This window comes from Burkholderia cenocepacia (assembly GCF_900446215.1).
Lineage (GTDB): Bacteria > Pseudomonadota > Gammaproteobacteria > Burkholderiales > Burkholderiaceae > Burkholderia > Burkholderia cenocepacia.
In genome coordinates, this window is sequence record NZ_UAQZ01000018.1 from 128,176 (window position 1) to 148,636 (window position 20,461).

The following is a 20,461-nucleotide window of genomic DNA, read 5'->3' on the forward strand; positions in this document are numbered from 1 at the left end:
AGGAGAACACCATGAACAATTTGCCCACGGTCAGAACAAGCGACTGGCTCAACAAAGTCCCTGAAGTCACGCTGTCGTTCTGGATCATCAAGATCATGTCCACGACGGTGGGCGAGACGGGGGCTGACTTCCTGGCGGTCAACGCGGGTTTTGGCCAAGGCTTGACGCGCACCGTCATGGGTGCGTTGCTGGCTGTAGCCCTGTTCACGCAACTGCGTACTCGCCGCTACACCCCTTGGATTTACTGGCTATCTGTCGTGTTGGTCAGCGTGGTCGGTACCCAGATCACCGACCTATTGACCGACGGCCTGGGAGTCAGCCTCTACATCAGCACTTCGGCGTTCGCCGTGGCGCTCGCCGCGATCTTCTTTGTCTGGTACCGGGTTGAACGTACCTTATCCATCCACGACATCGTGAAGCGCCGCCGGGAGCTGTTCTATTGGTCAGCCATCCTCTGCACGTTTGCGCTGGGCACCGCTGCCGGTGATCTGGCAACCGAGGCGTTGGGCTTGGGCTTTACCTGGGGCGCAGTCGCCTTCGGCGCGCTGATCGGCATCACCTATGCAGCCTGGCGTATGGGTGGCAACGCCGTGCTGACTTTCTGGATCGGCTACATCCTGACCCGACCCTTTGGGGCCGCACTCGGCGACCTGCTGACACAGGCCAAGACCTATGGCGGCCTCGGAATGGGGGCCATGTGGACCAGCGCCCTGTTCCTCTCAGTCATCGTCATGCTGGTGGCCGTTGCGCAGTTCAGCATGAACGCGGGCCGCTCCGCCCAGGCCGCCGAGTAACTCTCTTCCCACTTTCCAAGGAGAAATTATGCCCAAAACGCACTCTATCACTGGCCTTGTCGCTGCCGTGTCGGCGGTGGCGCTCGTGGCTCTGGCCACCGGCTGCTCCAAGCCTGCCGACCAAGGCCGCGCGAGCACCGCCCCTGCACCGACAGCCAACGCCAGCACGGTATTGCCGGGCAAAGCCGCTTCCAAGCTGGGCGATTTGACCGCATTTCGCAGCATCGCCACTGACGTGTCCACCATCGTAGACAAGGGTAATCTGCCCGCCGCCAAGACCCGCATCAAGGATTTGGAGGTGGCCTGGGATTCGGCTGAGGCTGGACTGAAACCGCGCGCTGCCGACGACTGGCATCTGCTCGACAAAGCCATCGACAAGGCGTTGTCTGCGTTGCGTGCCGATACGCCAAGCCAAGCTGACTGCAAGGCTGCGATGGGTACTCTGCTAAAAACCTTCGACACGCTCGAAGGCAAAGCCTGACCCGTGAGCGTGCCCCATGAAAACATCCACTGAATACGCTCTGGCCAAAGTGCCCGAAGTCACGCTGGGCTTTTGGCTCATCAAGATTGCCGCAACCACGCTTGGCGAAACCGGCGGCGATGCCGTCTCGATGTCCATGAACCTGGGCTATCTGGTCGGTACCGGCATCTTCGCGGTGATCTTTCTGGCTGCCGTCGTCGCGCAGGTCAAGGCCAAGGGCTTCCACCCCTTCCTGTACTGGACCACCATCATTGCCACCACCACGATTGGCACGACGTTGGCCGACTTTGCGGATCGTTCGCTCGGAATCGGGTACGCTGGCGGTTCGAGCTTGCTGCTGGCCTTGTTGCTCGGCTCGCTCTTCGTCTGGCATCGCACCCTCGGCTCCGTGTCGGTGAGCACCGTCAGCTCACCCAAGGCGGAAGCGTTCTACTGGCTGACGATCATGTTCTCGCAGACGCTGGGCACGGCGTTGGGTGACTGGATGGCGGATACGGCGGGCCTGGGCTACACAGGTGCGGCCGTCGTGTTCAGTGGGTTGCTTGCCCTGGTTGTGGCAGCCTACTACTGGACGGGCGTGTCCCGCACACTGCTGTTTTGGGCGGCGTTCATCCTGACCCGCCCGCTGGGAGCCGTGGTCGGCGACTTTCTGGACAAGCCGCTGAGCGCTGGCGGCTTGGCGCTGAGCCGCTATTCGGCCTCGGCCGCACTGCTGGCCTTCATGGTCATCGCAGTCCTGCTGTTCAAGCAGCGGGCGGCTAAGACCGCACATTGAAAATACGGTCATCCCAGCCAATATGGAGGAAACAATGCCATGAGAAATAGTCCTGATCAATATGACAAATTAAGAGACGGTTTCATAAAGACTGGTCGGCCCGCCGAAGGGTATTCCAGCAGATCAGGCAGCAACCGAGTTTGAGGAACGCGCCGTGAATGTCTGCACGGCGCTCGAAACGAATGCGGAGACGACGGAAGTGATGCAGCCAGGCATGCGTGCGTTCAACGACCCAGCGATATTTTCCAAGGCCGCTGCCATGTTCGGTGCGGCGCTTGGCGATAACCGGCTCGATACCGCGATCGCGCAACGCGCGTCGATGCCGCTCAGAGTCGTAACCGCGATCGGCGTAGACCACGCGCGGTCTCTGCAGTGGGTGGCCGCGCAACCCACGAATTGGCGGAATCGCATCGATCAGCGGCAGCAGCTGCGTGACATCGTGAACGTTCGCGCCGGTCAGGATCGCCGCGAGCGGCGTGCCATTGGCGTCGGTGACGATGTGGTGCTTAGAACCTGGTCGCGCGCGATCGGTGGGGTTTGGCCCAGTTTTTGGCCCGCCCCAACGGCGCGAATCGATGAGGAATCGACTGCGGCTCGCGAGAAATCGATTTGGTCTGCTGCTCGCAGCTTCGCAAGCAGCAATTCGTGCAGGCGATCCCATACGCCCGCAGCCTGCCAATCGCGTAGCCGTCGCCAGCAAGTCACGCCCGAGCCGCAGCCCATCTCGGCGGGCAGGTCGCGCCAGCGCAGTCCGGTCTTGAGAACGAACAGGATGCCGGTCAGCGCGGCGCGATTCGAAACAGGCAGGCGGCCTGGGTTTTTCTCGCGCCGCGGCTTGGGTGGAGGTATCCGGAATTCCGTGTGTGAGGCGGGTTGAGATTCAGATTCCAATGTTGAATCGTTCGGGGTAAAGCAGCGCGAACTGGGTCATCGCGCTCTTCCAATCGTGCCGAGAGCCGGTCCACTTGGCCACGACGTTGCGCAGCGCCAGCCAGATCAGTTTGAGCGCGGCCTCGTCCGACGGGAAGTGGCCGCGCGCCTTGATGATCTTTCGAAGCTGCATATGCAGCGACTCGATCGCGTTGGTCGTATATACAATTTTCCGGATGTCGGGCGCGAAGGCGTAGAACGGAATCACCTGATCCCAGGCCCGGCGCCAGAGCGCGGCAATCGGAGGGTATTTCGTACCCCACGGGCTCGTATCGAACGCGTCCAGCGCCACGGCGGCCGCTTCGGCCGACGGTGCCCGATAGACTTCCTTGAGCGCCGCCGCGACCGATTTCCGGTCCTTCCAACTGGCGAAGTCCAGCGAGTTCCGGATCAGATGCACGATGCAGGTCTGGACCGTCGTTTCCGGGAACACCGTGTTGATCGCTTCCGGGAAGCCCTTCAGGCCGTCGACCACGGCGATCAGAATGTCCTGCACGCCGCGCAGCTTCAGCTCGTTGACCACCCGCAGCCAGAACTTGGCGCCCTCGGTCTGCTCGATCCAGAGGCCCAGCACGTCGCGTGTGCCGTCGCGGCGCACGCCCAGCGCCAGGTAGATCGCCTTGTTGCGCACGACGCCTTCGTCGCGGATCTTGACTCGCAAGGCGTCGAAGAACACGACCGGGTACATCGGCTCAAGCGGCCGCTGCTGCCACTCGCGCACTTCGTCGATCACGGCGTCGGTCACCGTGCTGATGAATTCCGGCGACACCTCGATGCCGTACATCTCCAGCAAGAAACCCTGAATCTCCCGCACGCTCATGCCGCGTGCGTACATCGCAATGATCTTGTCGTCGAAGCCCGTGAAGCGTCGCTCGCCCTTGGCAATCAGCACCGGATCGAACGTGCCTTCGCGGTCGCGCGGAATCTCGATGTCGAGCAGATCATCGTCGGTCGCGATGCGCTTACGGCTGGTGCCGTTGCGATGGTTCGTGCGGCCCGCCGGCTTGGCATCGCCCTTCTCGTAGCCCAGGTGGTGGGTCAGTTCGCCGCCCAGCGCGCGCTCGAATATCGCCTTCTTCAGGGCCGCGAATTGCTCGTTGATCGAAGCCCGATCCAGCGTTCCGGGCACCAGTTGCTTGATGAGTTCCGGGTCCAGGTTCAAGCCCTTGCCCGGTTCTACCGGCACTTCTTCCTTGCGTTTGCGTGGCATAACGTGGCTCCTTGGCCATCAGTTTATGCCTCACACACAAAAGTTCGGATAGGCTCGCTTGGGTGGCGGCAATAACGGCTCGATCAATGTCCACGGTTCGTCGTCAATGATCGGCTTGGCCATCTCCTCGGTCTCAGTTGTTCCGATGCCTGAGGTTAACAGCTCGCCGCGCAAGTTAACAGCCCCACCGGGCCTTTTTGAAACCGTCTCTAAGCTTCTCAAGCAAGGCCGCCCCACCTCTCGCCTTCTCCAAGTTGATCAGTGCCTGCACTGCGGCGGATAGAACATCCTGCGAAACCGTGGGAGTCGACTTCACCAGCTCCCGTGCAAAAGTGGCAACCTCTGCTCTGCCAAGCTGCGAGAGTTCCTTGAACTGCTCCCTGTTGCGGACTAGCACCTCCTCCGAACTCTCCTCCACCAATGTCGACGAGAGAGAAGCAAAGACGTGCTGTGCGTACTGGCGCGCCCCCTCAAACAGGGCGTCAGCCTTGGGACCAGGCTTGAAGCGCGACCAATCCGGTTCGACCTCGGCCATCCAGCCATCGCCGGTCTTGACCACGATCGAGTACCGCTTGGCAAAGCGCGCGCGGCCGTCAATCACGGCTTCGGCCCCCACGACCCAGCCAGGGGTCCCCACCAGCCGGCTGTTCACCCAAAAGGCGATGCCTTGGTAGAGTGTCGACTTGGCCGCACGGGTTGAGTCCACAACGTAGGCCTCAGCGGGAGGGCAACCCTCGATTGCCAAATCAGCTCTCTCGATCAACCCAGTCTGATCGGCCAGCGACACCGACTGACCGTTGACGCGCACCACGAATTGCGGATCATGCAGGAACCGCGCCGACAGGATTTCGCGAATCTTGTCCGGGTCGGGTAAGTGGCGCTCTACCACCACGGAGAGCTTCGTGCCGTGCCCTTGGTGCAGAAACGACGTTTCCTTCTCGATGCGGAATGGAGTCTCCTGGCTTTGCGTTCCAATCTCGAAGCCCGCACCTTTGCCGTCGCGCCAAGTCTCCACGGAATACTGGCTCGCGAAGCACAGCAGCCCGTGGCGGCCGACCCCGTTGCGACCATAGGCCCTGCGGCGCCAGTCTCTGCGCTCGGCCGGGAACTCCACATTCGACCCTTGGTGCTTGATACGGTCGTAGCCTAACCTCATCCACCGGCCTTTGAATTGGGCTGCGCTCATCCCGTGCCCGTCGTCTACGACGGTCAAGGCCAGTTGGTGCGTCGGCGGAATCGTCAGGTCGACCAGCGAGGCACCAGCATCCCAAGCATTGGCCACAAGTTCGGTGAGCGCAACCTCCGGATCGTGCGCAATGCGCCCAAGAGTGCGCACCAGGTAGTCCTCTTCAAAGAACGACGCCGTGGTTGTGTCTGTCATGCTTTTTGGCTTTGCCATCATTCTTCCTCTATCCGTTCGCGCTTCAGCGGAGCGGCGCACGTTGTCTCCACGCATCGCTTGAATGTCATCACCAGACCCGATACTTCGACCGCCTATTCTCGAATACCGACTGGATGTTCTTCACTAGCCACGCCAGCTATAGCAGCACTCGGAAGTGACGCTTGTGCTCACCGAACGAGGCCGTTGAGCCTGCATTCGCTTGCTGCTTCACTCCTAAAATCTCGCCAGTGTCCATTCGCCACTTTTCCGGTCATTTATAAAGTGACACGGAACTAATTTTCAACGCTTCGCCTTTATCAAGCAGCTCATCATCTTCACACCACTCGCCGACCCAACGACTCAATCCCAATCCAGCACCCGGCCGAGTTCCGCCGCGTGACGGCCGGGGTAACTTATCAGCAGCTGCGGCAGAACACAAATCTGTGAAATTTTCAATAAAACCGTCGTGCAACTTTATCTGCCACTTTGTACTTATACCGACAACCACCGCCTGTCGCCTCTTATCATCGAGTTGACGAATAAGCTATAGCAAGCCCGCATCATTCGTCGCCACGAATCCTTCGGCATCTCAACAATCCAAGAGAGATCAAAATCTTCAGTTCGATATTAAATAATCTGCCTATGGAACAATCACGAACTCACCCCACTTGCTCGGTAACACGCAGGCGAAAACAACAACGAATGTATAATCAAGCTGCGCCAATACGCACCAGATCGACCAAGAGAGTCAACTTTTAGCCGAACTATCGCAATTTTTAATATAGTGGATGATTACCAATAAACTTGCCGTCATTGGGATCGATTGCAAAGAAATGATCCACATTCACAAAGACTCCCGTTGGCCCAACCCCACTAACAGACACAACGAATCCGGGCTGCCCTCGTTCAACGAGAGGCAACGAAAAATCGTAATCTTGATTTACTTTATAGCTCGCATGTGTTGGCCATGGGTTATCAAGAGTGTAACGAATCGATGAATCTGCGTTTAAAACCATAGCCTGCGTCTTACCATTTACTCTAGGCTTCGTAACAAGAAACCCGGATCTATCAGGGAGCATCTCATAATTAACACGCCCTCCTTCGAGGTCAAGCGAATACTCGACCCCGTCTAGTGACCACGTAAGCTTCACAACCTTCACAATACCGAGAGGTGGATAAAGTCGACGCCGCTCATCGCTCGACATAGATTCGGGTATACGCTCACCCTTTTCACCGACTCTAATCAAATTTTCAACTTTCATTCTTCACCGTCCGGGCGGAAGAGGATCGATTCCCAACACCTCGAAATAATCTCCACGATTCTTTGGCGGGACCATTAACTCAATTTGATTAGCCTCACCCGGAAGATTACCTTGAGGGCCAACAATTCCTTCTCTGATCATCATACCGGGCCTATTTACCTCCAACCTCGCCACGTATGGCAAATCAGGTTTGTATTCCTCTTTAATTGCCAAATTATTACGCGCAAAGACCTGATCTGGAATCTCATCGGGCGATGCCCACCCTCCAAGATACATTTGCCCATTCTCAATTTTCGCCTTTTGTGCGTCATCGATGACCATATTGTACTGTTCTCCGACTTTGGCCTCTCTCTCGATGACTAACGTTCCTTCCTTATACGGTGGATCCCTCCCCTGGGCAACTGCCTCAGCGTTTACCTCCTCCGCGGTTCGAACTCGAACCGGCTTACGTTCAACTTTTAGCCCGTCACCCGCCGGGTCTGTATCAGCTGACTTCGCTGCCTTAGAAGCGTCGGCGGCACTATCAGCGTCAATTCCCCTAGCGCCCACCGCACCAATTTCAGCGGTCTTGTTGGCAGCATTCGCAGCATCAGACGTCTCACCGACCTTCGCGGCAACATTTGCGACCTCACCGACTTTATCGGCAACGTTCGCCGCCTCTCCAACTTTACCAGCCACATTAGCCGCTTCGCCGGCCTTGCCCGCGGCCCCGACTCCACCGACGAACAGTCCACCGATGTCGACCGCGCCCCGCCCCAGCGCCTCACCATAGTTGCCTTGGCTCCACGCTTCCATGTACGGCTTGGTGATGCCGTCGACAATCGCTCCCGGATGATCGTAGATCGCCTGCACCGTCCTTCCGGCCGAATCCAGCGTCTGTGAATAACCGTGGTAATCGTATAACCCGGTCAGGTCGGACAGTCCTTCGGCGGCTTGCGATATGGGCGTTAGCTTGGCCGCCCCGAGCGCCAATCCTCCGAGGCCCTTTGCCATATCCCAAAGCGCACCGCCGGACCCTTCGAAGAATCCGCCAACCTGATGCATCACGCCCTTGTCAGGCGGCGGATTGGCATTCCCAACGACGTTCCCGCTTGCATCCACCGAGCTCCCCGGCGCAGGTTCGGTGACATAAGTCCCGGTGCAGTTGCCAGAGTTCATTGTGCACGGGTCACCGTCACGAATAACGGGATGGCCGCCCGCGCGAACCGTCGTGCTGCCCTTCGTCGGCCTGGTCTCGCCGCCCACTGTGCCGGAGCCAACCCCATCGGCCGTCCCCGACTCATCGCCGGTACAGGTCGGGACTACACTCTGATCGAGCACGTACGCCGGCTTTCCGTTGAACCGCACGCTCGGTACGATGCCCGATGACCCGCTCAGGTCCGAGATGACCTGATAAGGCACCGGCGGTGTCGAGCTGCCCATCGGTGTTTTGCAAACGTCGGGAGTACTGCTGACCGCCTTGAAACTACCGTCCTGTCTCGACGCGATCCGATTGCCCTTCGAGAAATGATCGGAAGGCTGCGCCTGATCTTCAGGTTTATAAACACCCGACTCAAAGCGTTTTTGAACCGACTGCGCCGCCTCATCAAATATTTCGCGATCGACAGGTCGCCCTCGCTCACTCCACGGGTTGGGCGTGTTCCATAGCGTGTCCAAGTTGTTCACGGCATCGCGAGCCTGATCCACACTCTGAATGTTGAAATGCTCGCGAAATACATCGCCCGCATCGCCGGCCACTGAAATTTGCAACGGCTCAGCCATGTTGCGTCTCCGCGCGTTGAGTCACGTTGGCCGGAGAAGACGTGGCAAGTCGCTCGATGTCGGTCCGCTCAACAAACCGTGCTTCGAAGCGTCGCGCGCGAATCGACTTCATCAGCGTCCCGCGCCACACCAACGTCAACATAGGCTTCGCAGCATCCGACACGTCGACGGACAACGTATCGAGCAGCAACGGCGCGAACTTCAGCGTCTGGTCGGTGTAGACCCATCCCATCGGCAGATGTCCGGGCAACGCGATGCGAAGGATCGTATTGCCACGCTCGTCGATGGTCGATCCGGGCGTGCCGGCGGGAACAAGGTTCGTCAGCAGGATCGTCTCGTTCCCCTTTAGGTGCGGCACCTGCATCAGCGGATGCGCGCCGTTCCAATACTGAAACTGAAAATCGTCTGGTAAGCCCGGATGGCGCTCGGCAAGCCACGCGTCGTCGTAGGTGCCAGCAAGCTCACGCCTCGATCGCCATGCTTTCGCGACGATACCGAAGCCAGCCGAACGCAGCGACGGATGCGTCCGCCCGTTCGCTGCTGCCAGCCATGCTTGTATCGAAATGGGCTCACTGCTGGCTTCGATCTGCGGCGCAGCAATCTTCTGCTGCTTCGTAGCGGCAAGAAACCAACGCTCGGCAAACCCCAGACCGATTGGATTGTCTTCACAGACCGTATGCGCCACCGGAAGATTATCTTGGTCAGGATGCACGGCCTGCTGTTTGTCATCGAGCCGGAATGCCTTCGGGACACGTTTCGAAGCTGGATCCTGCGCGTCGATCCGACACTGCCCGCCCCATGCGTATTCGTAGCGAACGGGCAGCGCGGCGATTGGTTCCGGAGGCGTCAGACGCCAGTCGATGGGACGCACGATGCCGAGCGATGCGACCTTGGCGAGTCGATTCATGCTTCGTCCAAACATCGACCGTCGAACAAAGTACCTTGGACCCATTATGGATAATCTGCGATCCAGCAAAACTTTCGTCGTCGGCACACCGGCGTCATCGTCGGGTTGTACGGGCGCAGACACAATCCGGACGCCCGCCACAAAGCGCGGCACGGGTCGCCCCTGCGGCGCATAAGCCGTTCCGTTAACCAGCACGTCGCAAAACGGTTTGTACGGCGCAAGATCGCTTTCCTCTGCCACGCTGGACAGATTCGGCTCGCCATGAAAACGGTCGGAAGTGGCGAGCGGCTTTTGCTGCTGCGCCAATACCAGCGAACCGTGACGCAGTTCGAATGTCTGCCGCAGTACGACGGTATGGAAGGACGCGCCGTCGGGTGCAAACGATTCGAACGCCAGTGCAGGGAAAGGCATGTAATTGGAAAATTCCATCGCGGCCCCGTCAGTTGATGTCAACGTCCCTGCCGTTGATTTGTACCGGCCCAGAGCCTTCGATCAGCAATTGCGTGCCACGTAGTGTGATATGCCCGTTGGACTCCATGATGAGGACGGCGCTACCGGTCTTCAGCTCGATTCGGTCGCCGGCCGTAATCATGTATGTTTTGCCGACCATCGTAGTTTTCGAAAGACCGACTTCCTCTGCACTCGCCAGCCCTGCCGACGTATTCACCGCACCGGCGACCGTTACCTGATACCCGCCACCGACTGTCAGCGCTTTCGCAAGCCCCACGGTCTCCGTCGACGTGAGCGCAATCACGAGGTTCTCCATGCCTTCGATCGTCTCGTTCCGGTTGCCGCCCACCGTCAGCGTCTCGTTGTTCCCGACGCGTTCCGTGCGATCCACGCCGATCGTGATCGTCTCGTTGTTCCCTACCGTCTCCGTGCGGTCGTGGCCGACATGCACCGTCTCGTCGTGATCGACGTTCTTGGCGCGGTCGTTGCCGACCCAATGCGACTCGTCGTGCTCGACCTCGATGCGCTGATCCTTCTCGGCGTGAAGCCAGACCTCTTCCTCGCCCTTCTTGTCCTCGAAACGGATCGCGTTGGCCGTATTGACGTTACCGCCCTTGGTCGATCGCGACAGAATGCCGCTTTGGGTCGCACTAGCCGGCAATGCCCACGGCGGCATGTTCTGCGCGTTGTAAACGCGAGAAATAATTAGGGGTCGATCAGGGTCGCCATCCAGAAAAATCACGACCACTTCGTCGCCGATTCGAGGAATGTTGACCATGCCGAAACCGCTGCCGGCCCACGGTTGCCCCACGCGCACCCAGCACGAGCTGGATTGATTGCGCTCGCCCAGCCGGTCCCACGGAAACTGGACCTTCACGCGCCCGAGGCTGTCCGTGTAGATTTCTTCACCCTTCGGGCCGACCACGACAGCAGTCTGCGGCCCGATGATGGTCGGCTTGGCAATGGTGAACGGCGGCCGGTACGGGATCTTCTTGCGGATGCAGGTGAAGCTGCACGCGTAGGTTGCCGCACCCTCGCCCGCCTGATAGTTGTTCGATCCGGCATGCATGACGCCCGTAATCAGAAACTGGCGATCTTCCGGCTTCCCCTCGTGGTCATAGTGCTCGTCCAGCTGGAAGTACCGGGCAGGCGTCATTCGTCGACTCGTCGTCGTGCCGGTGAAAATCTTGCTATGCGCCGCAAGCGCCTGCGCCCGGAAGCGGGCCAGATCCTCACCGCGATCACTGTCCGGGAAACCGTGCTCGCCCAGATAGTCGTAGATTTCGTAGGCTGGCACATCGCCTTGATCGACGCCCGTGTTTCCGCCCGAGACCCGCAAGGCGACCTGCTGAACGAAGGGGCCGCGCTGCCTTGCCCAATTCGCTTGCTCACGCGACCGACCGCTCCCATGACGTTGACGCGCGGCGAAGGGGCGCTTTGGCGCGTCCTCGCCACCTTTTCGCCTCAACCGTTCGATCTCTCACGGCAGGGTCTTGGCGAACTCAAGGCCTTTCTTCGCCTTCATGCACCGCGCGCGGCGATCGTCGCACAGCAAGGTATCGACGCGCTACGAAGCCTGGGTTACAAGCCTGCCATGAAATGGATGTCGCTCGACGGCAAGATGCAGTCCTTCGTGCGCGGCATCGAAATTCTCGTATCGATCGACGAGTCCGCGCTACGCGCCATTGCGCTCAACACGTTTGCGCGAATACTCGACCGCCTCTTTGCCCCTTACGCACCGACGAACAGCTATGTGCAACTCGTGATCAGGTCAGCGCAAACCGATCAAGAATTGATTCGATGCGAGGCCCGTCCCGGTACGCGCGCGTTGCTCTAACGCGCTTCAGTGCACATAACCCACCAGCAGTCCGACGCCAAACCCGGCCTGAAATCCATAGGTGCGTCCGTGCGTAATCAGCAAGACCGGGGCGTTGGCGATCGCCTCCTCGGCGAGCATACTCAATGCGGGACTGGATAGTCCGAGCGCGAGCATCGCCGAATCGATGCCCATCAGCATGATGTCGCCCGCCTGACCGATGATCGCCGACAAGGAAGCGTCCAGATACACGGTCGCGCCGCGAAAATCGTTCGCGCTCAGCTCCTTGCCCTGGAATGCGTGGGTCATATAGACCCAACCGCCACTGGGCGTATGTACGCCCGCGCCAGCGGCGGCGGCATCGCGCCCGCCAATGGGCGGCAATTTGATCTCGGGGGTAGTGAATTTCGGAAACCTGATCTTGGGAATTTTCAGCCCCAGGCCGTAACCGATACCGAGTCCGCCGTAGTAGTAGTCATGGTCCTGCTTCGTCGGATCGGTCAGACGCAGCAACCCACCCGTCGCCGTTACGAATTCAACGCTGGCCCCACCACCGGCACCCGTGTTGTACGTCCAGTCGCTCAATCTCAGCAAAGACATCACGCCCTCTCAAGCTATTTGTTATTTACGCGACGGCAAATTCATCAATCCAACCAGTATGGCGCCCAAGCCCATCGTGGTGAGGAAAATCGGCATGTCCCAGATCGCACGGAACGTGTTCACCGTCGCAGTCGGAATCGGCTGCTCCGGCAAATAGCGCACTTCAACGTCCTGGCCCACCTTCATCGCCGCAATCAAGATGCCGCCCTGCGGATACGAAACATGCTCGCCTGACTTCGTGACGAACTCGATTTCGGGATGGTAGCCGCCTGCATTGAGTTTGACCACGCGACCAGGCACGATAATCGAGTTCCGAAGGAACTCGCGGGTCGACTGCACACTGAACGCCGCCGCAATCAGAAAGCCTACGCCAATGACAATCGCGCCCATCGCCTTAAACATACCCATCCTCGAATAAAGAATTCGTTGCGGCCGACAGTCTACAGTCCCAATCGATCCGGACGAACGATAACCGGCCCGACGAAAATCACCTTGCGTAGCGACGAATTCGGACCGTGAGGCTGCATCTTGAAATGCGGTCGCCGCCAATGACCGCGCTTCTCATGGTGCGGCGCCCCAGAGTCCGCTTCTGCATGAACGCCGTGCTCCCAGTCCAATACCGCCGGCCCGACGATATGCCGATCGTACAGGTGTTCGATCTGGGCGAGCCGCTCTTTGCGCTTGCGCTGCCCCAATCCGCTGAAATCGCGCGGCGCACTGCTATACGCTCGATCGGCGACGACCTGCGCGTCGGGAATTTTAAGATACAGAAGCATTTTGATCGCGTAATCCGACACCAGTCGCCAATGCTCGCGATCTGCTTCAAGTTCCGCATTTGGCTCGGCAACGGACACATCCTGTTGAAGGATTTGCTGAATCGTCTTGTGGCGATCCGCCAATGGATAGTCCACGAACTTGATGCGGATATGGTCGTTGCCGAACTCCTGCCACGATACCAACGACAGCCGCTCGTCCGGCACTGCGGAATCTCGGCCGTGACGATGAAACAGTGCAATCGCGCGAATACCCTGCTTGTAGCCTTGCCACTCGGGATTGGGAATGATGCACATCGCCGCAGCGGGTAGTTCGATCATGCCGATCGGCACGTCGTCTGCGATGTACGCGCCGTCGAGCAATCGATGCAGCGCGGCGGTGGGCTCGTACATCGCGCCGTCGCTCGCGAAGTAGATTTGCCACACCAGGCTGCGGTGCGCAAGCTGCGCCGACTCCTCGTTCAAGCCGAGCGGAAGCGAGTGAGCCCACCCCTTCAGAAAACGCGGAAACTCCTTGTACAGCACCGCAAGCGGAAACCTGCGCATGCCATCCAAAAAATCCGCATCGCCCGTCTTGTGCCCTTCCTGCATGACGCGCTTCCACGCCTCGATCGCACCGGTGGCCCGGTAGCGCACCGGCGGCGGTAGACGCGCGTAGAGCGGATCGTCGGCCTCTATCGTTTTTTGGATTGCCCCTTGCAACAGCGCGGCGACAATCGCGCGGGGATCAAAGTAGGTGTAGCGGTTGGCAGGTTCCACTTCGAGCTTCATCCGAATTCCCAAACACAGCAAACCATTCGTCAGACGTCATCCCGAACCCGCATATTAGGCCGACTCTACGACACCGGGCAACGCTGGCTCCTGTACACGGCCGCGCCCGATGTCCGTGGCGATCGAGAAGGCATCGACCGATGCATTCAAAAATCTTTCAGTCACATATCACCTTCCAGAGCACGGTCAGCTAAGGCCGCTCCGCCAGGGCATTCCCGCCCTGGCGCACTTCGCTCGGAGGTTTCATGTCTTCCCCCTATGCATTTGCCGCCATCATGGCGGCATTTCTCTCACTGGGTATCGCGGTCGCCTTCTTCATCTGGCGCCGCAGATACCGCGTTACGCCACCCAGTGTCCCACCGGCCGGCGCAGCAGCGCCGGTTCTCTCCGCGCCGCCGGTACGCTATCCGTTCGATGACGAATGGGAAGCGCACGCGCCCTATCCCGATCATGCGCTGCACGCCATCCGGCCGGAGGGGGCCGCGTCTCGACATGCGCCCTCGTTCGACACACGGACTCGCCCGCGCGAGTCATTCGAGTTCGATGACGTCGAGCCGTTCGACCTGGACGAATCCCCACCCTTTCGTCGCGCCGACCGACACACGCCGCACGATCCCGATTGCTTTTCGTTTGCGCCGGACACCGCACCCGATTTACATACGCCGACGTCGGACGAGAGTGCGCCGCACTGCCCACACTGCCGTTCACCGCGCGTCGAAACGCTCAACGTCGCGCGCAAGGCGGGCGGCACGATTGGCAGCGTCGCCGGCGCCACCGGCGGCATGGCGATGGCGCTGTCTGGAGCCGAAGCCGGTGCGGCGGTCGGCGCGATTGGCGGACCGATCGGCTCAGTGTTCGGTGGATTGGCCGGCGCGGTAATCGCCGGCCTGCTCGGCAGTGCCGCTGGCTGCGCGGCCGGCTCCGCCGTCGGTTCTGCCATCGATGACGCCGTTCTCGACAACTACCGGTGCCGATCATGCGGACACGCCTTCGGCACACAACACGGCTGATCGTTGCGCTCGCCGCCTTCGTCGCGACGCTGCGCGTCGTCCGATCGTCATTCCTTCAATCCGACCTGCCCGGCGTGTGCCGGGCGTTATGCCTTCTTTTTCGAACAGGAGTCTTCAATGCATCTCGTCCAAACCATGGCCTACGTCGGTGCCGAACCCTGGCACGGTCTTGGCAACAAGCTCGCCCCCAGACAACCGCTCGAAGTCTGGGCGCGCGCCGCCGGCATGGACTGGCGAATCGAAGAAGCCGAAGTGCGCTTCGTCGCCGCCGGCGAACGCAATCTCGGCTCGATCCACGCGTTTCCCGAACAGAAAGTGCTGTACCGCTCGGACAACAAGGCGCCGTTGTCCGTCGTCTCCGCGCGCTATCAGGTCGTGCAACCCGAAGAGATTTTGGAGTTTTATCGAGACCTCACGGAGATCGGCGGTTTCCAGCTCGAGACGGCCGGCGTGTTGAAGGAAGGCCGCAAGCTCTGGGCGCTGGCACGCACGGGGCAGTCGGGCACCCTCAAGGGCAAGGATCAGGTCAATGGCTACCTGCTGTTGGCCACGGCCTGCGACGGGACGTTGGCCACTACCGCGCAATTCACGTCGGTGCGCGTCGTCTGCAACAATACCTTGCAGATCGCACTGGGCAACAGCGCTGGCGCAATCAAAGTCTCGCACCGCTCGCAGTTCGACGCGGCGGCTGTCAAACGCCAGCTCGGCATCGCCGTCTCCACGTGGGACGCGTTCATGGTCCGAGCCAAGGCGTTGTCCGAACGCAAGGTGACCGACTCGGCGGCCGATGCATTCCTGCGGCGCGTCTTGACCTACTCGACGACCAATCTTCCCGATCGTGAAGCAGTGGCTGTCAACGAGCGCGCGATCAAGGCGGTCGGCCAGCTCTATGCCGGACATGGAAAAGGCTCGGATTTGGCTTCGGCGTCGGGTACGGCGTGGGGCCTTCTGAACGCAGTCACGGAGTATGTCGATCACCATCGCCGCGCACGCACTGACGATCACCGCCTCGACGCCGCCTGGTTCGGCGCAGGCGCGACATTGAAGCAGAAAGCCTGGGACGAGGCGATGAAGCTTGTCGCATGACGAAGCCCATACCCCCCCTTGCCGTCGACATGCGCATTCAGATTCCGCGCGGAGCAGGGCTACGATTCGGCGGCCGTTACGCCACGATCCTGCAAATCAAACCTCAGGGTACGACTGTCCATCTCGGAAACGGCAAGCTCGTGACGTTCGCGCACGACGCATTGCAGGACGCCTTTCGCCGTATCGGTTCCGGATAGCCCACCCATCCCGTCACCTCTCGCCCGGCCAGATTTGCTCTGCCGGGCTTTTTTGTTTTCGGAGCAAACCATGACGACACCTCACCCTGAACCACCCCGTGCACGTAAGCCCGCACTGAAGCTCGTCAAGACGCAAGAACTGAGTCGCGACGACTGGCTCGCCGTGCGCCGAACCGGCATCGGCGGATCGGATGCCGCTGCTGCGGTCGGCCTGAACCCCTACATGAGCGCGTTGGAATTGTGGCTCGACAAGACTGGCCGTGCGGACGGCCTGCCCCGCCCCGATCCAGACGATACGACGTCGCCCACGTACTGGGGCACGCTGCTCGAACCCATCGTCGCCGCCTCGTACACGAAACAGACCGGCAACCGGGTTCGACGCGTGAACGCCGTGCTGCGGCATCCCTCGATCCCGTTCATGTTGGCGAACATTGATCGCGAGATCGTCGGCGTTCCGGACGTACAGATTCTGGAATGTAAAACGGCCGGCGAGTTCGGTGCGCGGCTCTGGCGAGAAGGCGTGCCCGAGTACGTGCAGATCCAGGTGCAGCACCAGTTGGCCGTGACCGGCAAGACAGCGGCGCACGTCGCCGTGCTGCTCTGTGGTCAGGCGCTCGAAGTGCATCGGATCGAACGCGACGATGCGCTGATCGGGCGCCTGGTCGAACTCGAAGCACGCTTCTGGCGGTTCGTGGAAACCGATACGCCTCCGCCGGCTGACGGGTCGGAGTCGGCCGACCGTGCGCTGCGACACCTGTATCCCGGCAACGGCGGCATTGTGGATTTTACGGACGATCCGCGCCTGTCGGCCGTGTTCGCTGATCTGGTTGCCGTACGTGCCGAGATCGAGACGCGCCAACAGCTCGAAGCGCAGTTCAAGCAGACGATCCAGCAGGCGATGGGTGACGCAAACCGGGCCGTATTCCAGACCGGCGCCGTGTCGTTCAAGCGCAGCAAGGATTCGTCTGGCGTCGATCTGGCTCGTCTGCTGGCCGACCACCCCGAGTTCGAAACGCAGTACGCCATCTCCAAGCCGGGTTCCCGGCGTTTTCTCGTTTCCACCTGATTCCAATCCCCATGACCAACCTCGAATGTCTCACGGACATCATGACGTTCTCGCGATACGGCGCGCTCGCACAGGCGTTCGTGATGGATGCGCTCAGCCAGTACGCGGAGCGCGTTGCGACAACACCACCCGATCAGTTGCAAGTCAACCCAATGGTCAGTGCTCGTGCCTGGCAGGGCGTCGCCTTGGAAATCCACGCCAAGCTCGAAGCGCATTTTTCCCGATAGTCCGCATCGCTCGCAGTTCTCTTCCCCCCAATTTCTATTTTGAGGACCACCATGCTCAAAGGTCTCGCCATCACGCCGCCCGTTGTCGGGCGAATCTCCATCGGCCGCATTGTCGAGAAGAATGGCAAGCGCGTTCCCGAAAAGGATGACCAGTTCACCCTCACCACCCAGGTGCAACAGCGCGGTGAGTGGATGCTCCACCCATTGAACGAAACGCTGCGCAAGGCAACGGCCGGCAAGCTGCGCGCGATTCCCGTGCGTGTGCTGTTCAGTGATCCGGACTTGAACCTGCGCGCCGAATATTCCCTGTTCGATCGCGATACCGGCCGCCCCGTGTGCGTCGGCAACGGCGAACAGTGCCGACGTGTGACAGATGCCGGTATCGAAACCCTCCCCTGCCCGTCTCCGGATGGCTGCACATTCGGTCGTCAAGGCAATTGCAAGCCTTACGGGCGCTTGAACGTAATCGTCGGTGATGACGATGAGATGGGTTCGTTCATCTTCCGCACTACGTCCTATAACTCGATTCGTACGCTGGCTGCACGGCTGCACTACTTTCGTGCCGTATCGGGCAACCTGCTCGCCTGCTTGCCGCTGGAGTTGAAGCTGCGCGGCAAGTCGACCACGCAGAGCTACCGGTCGGCGATCTACTACGTTGACCTCGGCGTGCGTTCGGGCAATACGCTCGAACAGGCGCTGATCGAGGCGAAGGAACTGGATGCGCGCCGCCGCGCCACCGGCTTCGATCAGGCCGCGCTCGATGCCGCTGCGCGTGCAGGGTTCGCCAACGGCGCGTTCGAGGACAGTCCGGATGAAACGGCGGCTGTCGCGGAAGAGTTCTATCCAGGTACGACCAACCCCGATACCGGGGACGGTCGCACCGACGAGACGACCGGAACGCCGACGTCGACCCTGCGCGACAAGCTCGAACGCAAGGCCGTGCTGCTCGGCGGCAAGGCAGCATGAGCGCGCGTCGCTGGGCGTTCGTCCTGGCGGTCGCCGCAACCACCACGGCGCTCTGTCTGTCGGTACTCGCCGGTTGGCAGCGCGGCGGCACATTACCGGAACGGCTCATCTGGATCGCCATCGGCATGGTGCTCGTCACGAGCGCGCACCTGTTGCCGGCGCTGATCCGCGAGATGCCGATCGCTATTCGAGGTGTAGGTAGCGTGTTATGGGGCGCTTGCCTGCTGGCGGCATGCTTCGGTCACGCAGTGTTCTTCACTTTAGCCCAGCAGCATGCCGGTGAGCTGCGGGCGGCAACGGTACAGACGATCTCGGTATCGGAGACTACTCGTAGTCTCACGACCGTCATGGCAGAACGCGCGACGGTGACGGCGCAACTCGCGGTCGCGCGGGCGCGTAACTGCATCGGAAACTGTACGACGCTCAAATCCCGTCGCGTTACGCTTGCCGCACGACTGGATGCGCTGAACGCCGAAGCCGATGACGTGAGACGCCAGCGGGCCACAGTGGATCGAGTCACGGCTCAACGTGACACATTACTCGTCGATCCAGTCACGTTACGACTCGCCGCGTTAGTCGGGATCACGGCGGGGCGTGTCGACCTGCTGACTGGTCTGACCTTCGCTGCGGTACTCGAAGGCGTCGCATGCCTGTTGTGGACCGTCGCGCTTCGATCACCGCGACGGACGCCGCTACCGGTCGTGACTGGCGTTGCGTCGACAGCAGTCACAGTGACGTCCTCCGTGACTCAGCCAGTCGTCATGCCAGTCACGGACGCGCCAAACGTGACTGAACCCGTAGTCACGACAGTCACGGATGCGGTCGGCATGACTCGGCCTGTAGTCATGTCAGTCGCGGCCAGTCACGACGACCAGACCGTTAGTCGCAATTCCGTAACACCGAGTCACGATCATACGACCGACAGTCATGCGCCGCGCGACGATCCGATTACCCCGTTATCGGCCGTATCTCCCATCGACGACCACCTGTCGCAGCTTGTTCGAGATGTTACAGCGGGTCTCGTCCGTCCGACCGTTGCCGACATTCGCCGCCACCTGGGTTGCTCTCAGGCACGGGCAGCCGAGCTACGCCGCCAGTTTGCCGACCTTAACATAACGGCATAAACAGCCGGGCCACGTGCCCGGCTTTTTCTTGTCGTCCTTTTTCCACTTCCACATCGACATGAAAAATGGACCAACACAATCTCGTTCCCAGCGTCAGTATCGCCAACCTCGCCAACCAGCGCGTCGCCGTTGTCGAACGCGTGCGCGCCGCGCTCGACCTGCTCGGCGAAGCTCAGCAACTCGCCAAGGCTGCACATCTCGGCTTTCCTCGGCTCGTGCTAGATGAAAGCTACGGCTGTCGCGGTCGACCCAGCATCACTGGAGAGTATGCGAAGCGCGACGAAGCCGAAGCCGCTATGGTGCGCATCGTCGACGTACGCGGTTGGGACTACCTGCTGTCAGAGTCGGGCCTGCGCACCTTCATGGATGCCAAGGCTCGTGATCAGTGGAGCAACCAGATCGCCGAAGGCGACGTGCCCGAACTAACTGCCGCCAACATCGAAGCGACCTTCGCCCAGCTCTATGGCGCGCGCGGCGACATGTTCGAGCGCGGCGTGCTCCAGTGCTTCCAGCGGCTGTCGTGGGACTACAAGAGCAATCAACCCTTCAAGTTCGGCCAACGCATCATCGTTCGGTATCTCCTCTCGCAAGGTAGCTCGAACTATCACGTCACGAATGAACTGGACGATCTGATGCGGGTGTTCAGTGTGCTCGATGGCAAGCCGGAGCCGGATCATCGGCATGGCATGTCGACACTCATTTCGGACGCACAACGTCAACGGAAGACAGAAGCCGAGCACGGCTATTTCCACCTGCGCTGGTTCAAGAACGGCAACGGCCACCTGACGTTCAAACGCGCTGATCTGGTCGACAGAATGAACCTGATTCTCGCGAAGCACTATCCGAACGCCCTCGCGTCCGAAGCCCGGTAGTT

21 protein-coding genes and 1 pseudogene are annotated in these 20,461 nt (G+C 60.4%); 12 read left to right on the plus strand and 10 right to left on the minus strand.

Annotated elements, in window-relative coordinates:
- Positions 1-11 precede the first annotated feature (11 nt).
- Genes DTA15_RS37140 through DTA15_RS37150 form a run of 3 tightly spaced genes read left to right on the plus strand, consistent with a single transcriptional unit; the run spans position 12 to position 2,050 of the window.
- Positions 12-794, plus strand: coding sequence for a COG4705 family protein (locus DTA15_RS37140; protein WP_006486529.1), 783 nt, complete (start codon positions 12-14; stop codon positions 792-794).
- A gap of 28 nt (positions 795-822) precedes the next feature.
- Entirely contained in the window at positions 823-1,275 is a 453-nt protein-coding gene (locus DTA15_RS37145; RefSeq protein WP_012492771.1) for a hypothetical protein, read from the plus strand.
- Positions 1,276-1,291: 16 nt separating this feature from the next.
- The gene (locus tag DTA15_RS37150) at positions 1,292-2,050 is read left to right on the plus strand and encodes a COG4705 family protein (protein ID WP_006486551.1); all 759 of its coding nucleotides are present in this window, start codon (positions 1,292-1,294) and stop codon (positions 2,048-2,050) included.
- An 82-nt stretch (positions 2,051-2,132) separates the two neighbouring features.
- On the opposite strand, the gene DTA15_RS37155 is transcribed toward DTA15_RS37150, so the two are convergent.
- The 7 genes and pseudogenes from DTA15_RS37155 to DTA15_RS37185 form a co-directional block, all read right to left on the minus strand.
- Positions 2,133-2,941, minus strand: a protein-coding gene (locus DTA15_RS37155; protein ID WP_227743216.1) for an IS5 family transposase whose coding sequence is annotated in 2 segments (ribosomal slippage) — positions 2,133-2,602 and positions 2,602-2,941 — 810 coding nt in all. Because the reading frame shifts where the segments join, the coding sequence is not laid out codon by codon here.
- Complete coding sequence (locus DTA15_RS37160; protein ID WP_006482764.1) at positions 2,931-4,190, minus strand: IS256-like element IS1356 family transposase; 1,260 nt, start codon at positions 4,188-4,190, stop codon at positions 2,931-2,933. Before DTA15_RS37160 ends, DTA15_RS37155 begins: the two co-directional genes overlap by 11 nt.
- A gap of 175 nt (positions 4,191-4,365) precedes the next feature.
- A complete protein-coding gene (locus DTA15_RS37170) occupies positions 4,366-5,592 on the minus strand; it encodes an ATP-binding protein (protein ID WP_065814644.1) in 1,227 nt (408 codons plus the stop codon).
- A gap of 755 nt (positions 5,593-6,347) precedes the next feature.
- A complete protein-coding gene (locus DTA15_RS38455) occupies positions 6,348-6,833 on the minus strand; it encodes a hypothetical protein (protein ID WP_012492773.1) in 486 nt (161 codons plus the stop codon).
- Between the two features lie 3 nt (positions 6,834-6,836).
- Positions 6,837-8,594, minus strand: coding sequence for a DUF4150 domain-containing protein (locus tag DTA15_RS37175; RefSeq protein WP_006486496.1), 1,758 nt, complete (start codon positions 8,592-8,594; stop codon positions 6,837-6,839).
- The gene (locus DTA15_RS37180; protein ID WP_006486541.1) at positions 8,587-9,930 is read right to left on the minus strand and encodes a DUF2169 family type VI secretion system accessory protein; all 1,344 of its coding nucleotides are present in this window, start codon (positions 9,928-9,930) and stop codon (positions 8,587-8,589) included. Before DTA15_RS37180 ends, DTA15_RS37175 begins: the two co-directional genes overlap by 8 nt.
- A gap of 10 nt (positions 9,931-9,940) precedes the next feature.
- Positions 9,941-11,293 (minus strand): annotated as a pseudogene (locus DTA15_RS37185) (type VI secretion system Vgr family protein); the annotation flags it as partial.
- Here DTA15_RS37185 and DTA15_RS37190 point away from each other — a divergent pair.
- A complete protein-coding gene (locus tag DTA15_RS37190; RefSeq protein ID WP_021033289.1) occupies positions 11,210-11,788 on the plus strand; it encodes a type VI secretion system baseplate subunit TssF in 579 nt (192 codons plus the stop codon). The pseudogene DTA15_RS37185 and the gene DTA15_RS37190 sit on opposite strands and share 84 nt — an antisense overlap.
- Before the next feature lie 6 nt (positions 11,789-11,794).
- Here the strand turns inward: DTA15_RS37190 and DTA15_RS37195 are convergent, their stop codons facing one another.
- The 3 genes from DTA15_RS37195 to DTA15_RS37205 are packed head-to-tail and all read right to left on the minus strand — an operon-like array spanning position 11,795 to position 13,911.
- Complete coding sequence (locus DTA15_RS37195; protein WP_012492775.1) at positions 11,795-12,367, minus strand: hypothetical protein; 573 nt, start codon at positions 12,365-12,367, stop codon at positions 11,795-11,797.
- Positions 12,368-12,388: 21 nt separating this feature from the next.
- Positions 12,389-12,769, minus strand: coding sequence for a DUF3592 domain-containing protein (locus DTA15_RS37200; RefSeq protein ID WP_012492776.1), 381 nt, complete (start codon positions 12,767-12,769; stop codon positions 12,389-12,391).
- A gap of 38 nt (positions 12,770-12,807) precedes the next feature.
- A complete protein-coding gene (locus tag DTA15_RS37205) occupies positions 12,808-13,911 on the minus strand; it encodes an AcrVA2 family anti-CRISPR protein (protein WP_012492777.1) in 1,104 nt (367 codons plus the stop codon).
- Positions 13,912-14,156: 245 nt separating this feature from the next.
- Between DTA15_RS37205 and DTA15_RS39360 the strand changes: the two genes are divergently transcribed.
- From DTA15_RS39360 to DTA15_RS37245, 8 genes are all read left to right on the plus strand, one after another.
- Positions 14,157-14,921, plus strand: a complete 765-nt coding sequence (locus tag DTA15_RS39360) for a hypothetical protein (RefSeq protein WP_012492778.1) — start codon at positions 14,157-14,159, stop codon at positions 14,919-14,921.
- A gap of 117 nt (positions 14,922-15,038) precedes the next feature.
- Positions 15,039-16,007 (plus strand): DUF932 domain-containing protein, encoded by a 969-nt coding sequence (locus DTA15_RS37215; RefSeq protein ID WP_006486525.1) that lies wholly within the window; start codon positions 15,039-15,041, stop codon positions 16,005-16,007.
- Positions 16,004-16,204 carry a hypothetical protein gene (locus DTA15_RS37220; RefSeq protein ID WP_041494520.1) on the plus strand — a complete coding sequence of 67 codons (201 nt, stop codon included), beginning with the start codon at positions 16,004-16,006 and terminating at the stop codon, positions 16,202-16,204. The genes DTA15_RS37215 and DTA15_RS37220 overlap by 4 nt, the downstream gene beginning before the upstream one ends.
- 70 nt (positions 16,205-16,274) lie before the next feature.
- A complete protein-coding gene (locus DTA15_RS37225) occupies positions 16,275-17,270 on the plus strand; it encodes a YqaJ viral recombinase family nuclease (protein WP_006486515.1) in 996 nt (331 codons plus the stop codon).
- 11 nt (positions 17,271-17,281) lie between these two features.
- Positions 17,282-17,497 carry a hypothetical protein gene (locus DTA15_RS37230; protein ID WP_006486507.1) on the plus strand — a complete coding sequence of 72 codons (216 nt, stop codon included), beginning with the start codon at positions 17,282-17,284 and terminating at the stop codon, positions 17,495-17,497.
- 51 nt (positions 17,498-17,548) lie between these two features.
- Positions 17,549-18,463: a recombination directionality factor gene (locus DTA15_RS37235; RefSeq protein ID WP_006486561.1), complete on the plus strand. Its 915-nt coding sequence runs from the start codon at positions 17,549-17,551 to the stop codon at positions 18,461-18,463.
- Positions 18,460-19,587, plus strand: coding sequence for a hypothetical protein (locus DTA15_RS37240; RefSeq protein WP_006486492.1), 1,128 nt, complete (start codon positions 18,460-18,462; stop codon positions 19,585-19,587). The genes DTA15_RS37235 and DTA15_RS37240 overlap by 4 nt, the downstream gene beginning before the upstream one ends.
- Before the next feature lie 65 nt (positions 19,588-19,652).
- The gene (locus DTA15_RS37245; RefSeq protein ID WP_006486559.1) at positions 19,653-20,459 is read left to right on the plus strand and encodes a DUF4942 domain-containing protein; all 807 of its coding nucleotides are present in this window, start codon (positions 19,653-19,655) and stop codon (positions 20,457-20,459) included.
- The last annotated feature ends 2 nt before the right edge of the window (positions 20,460-20,461 follow it).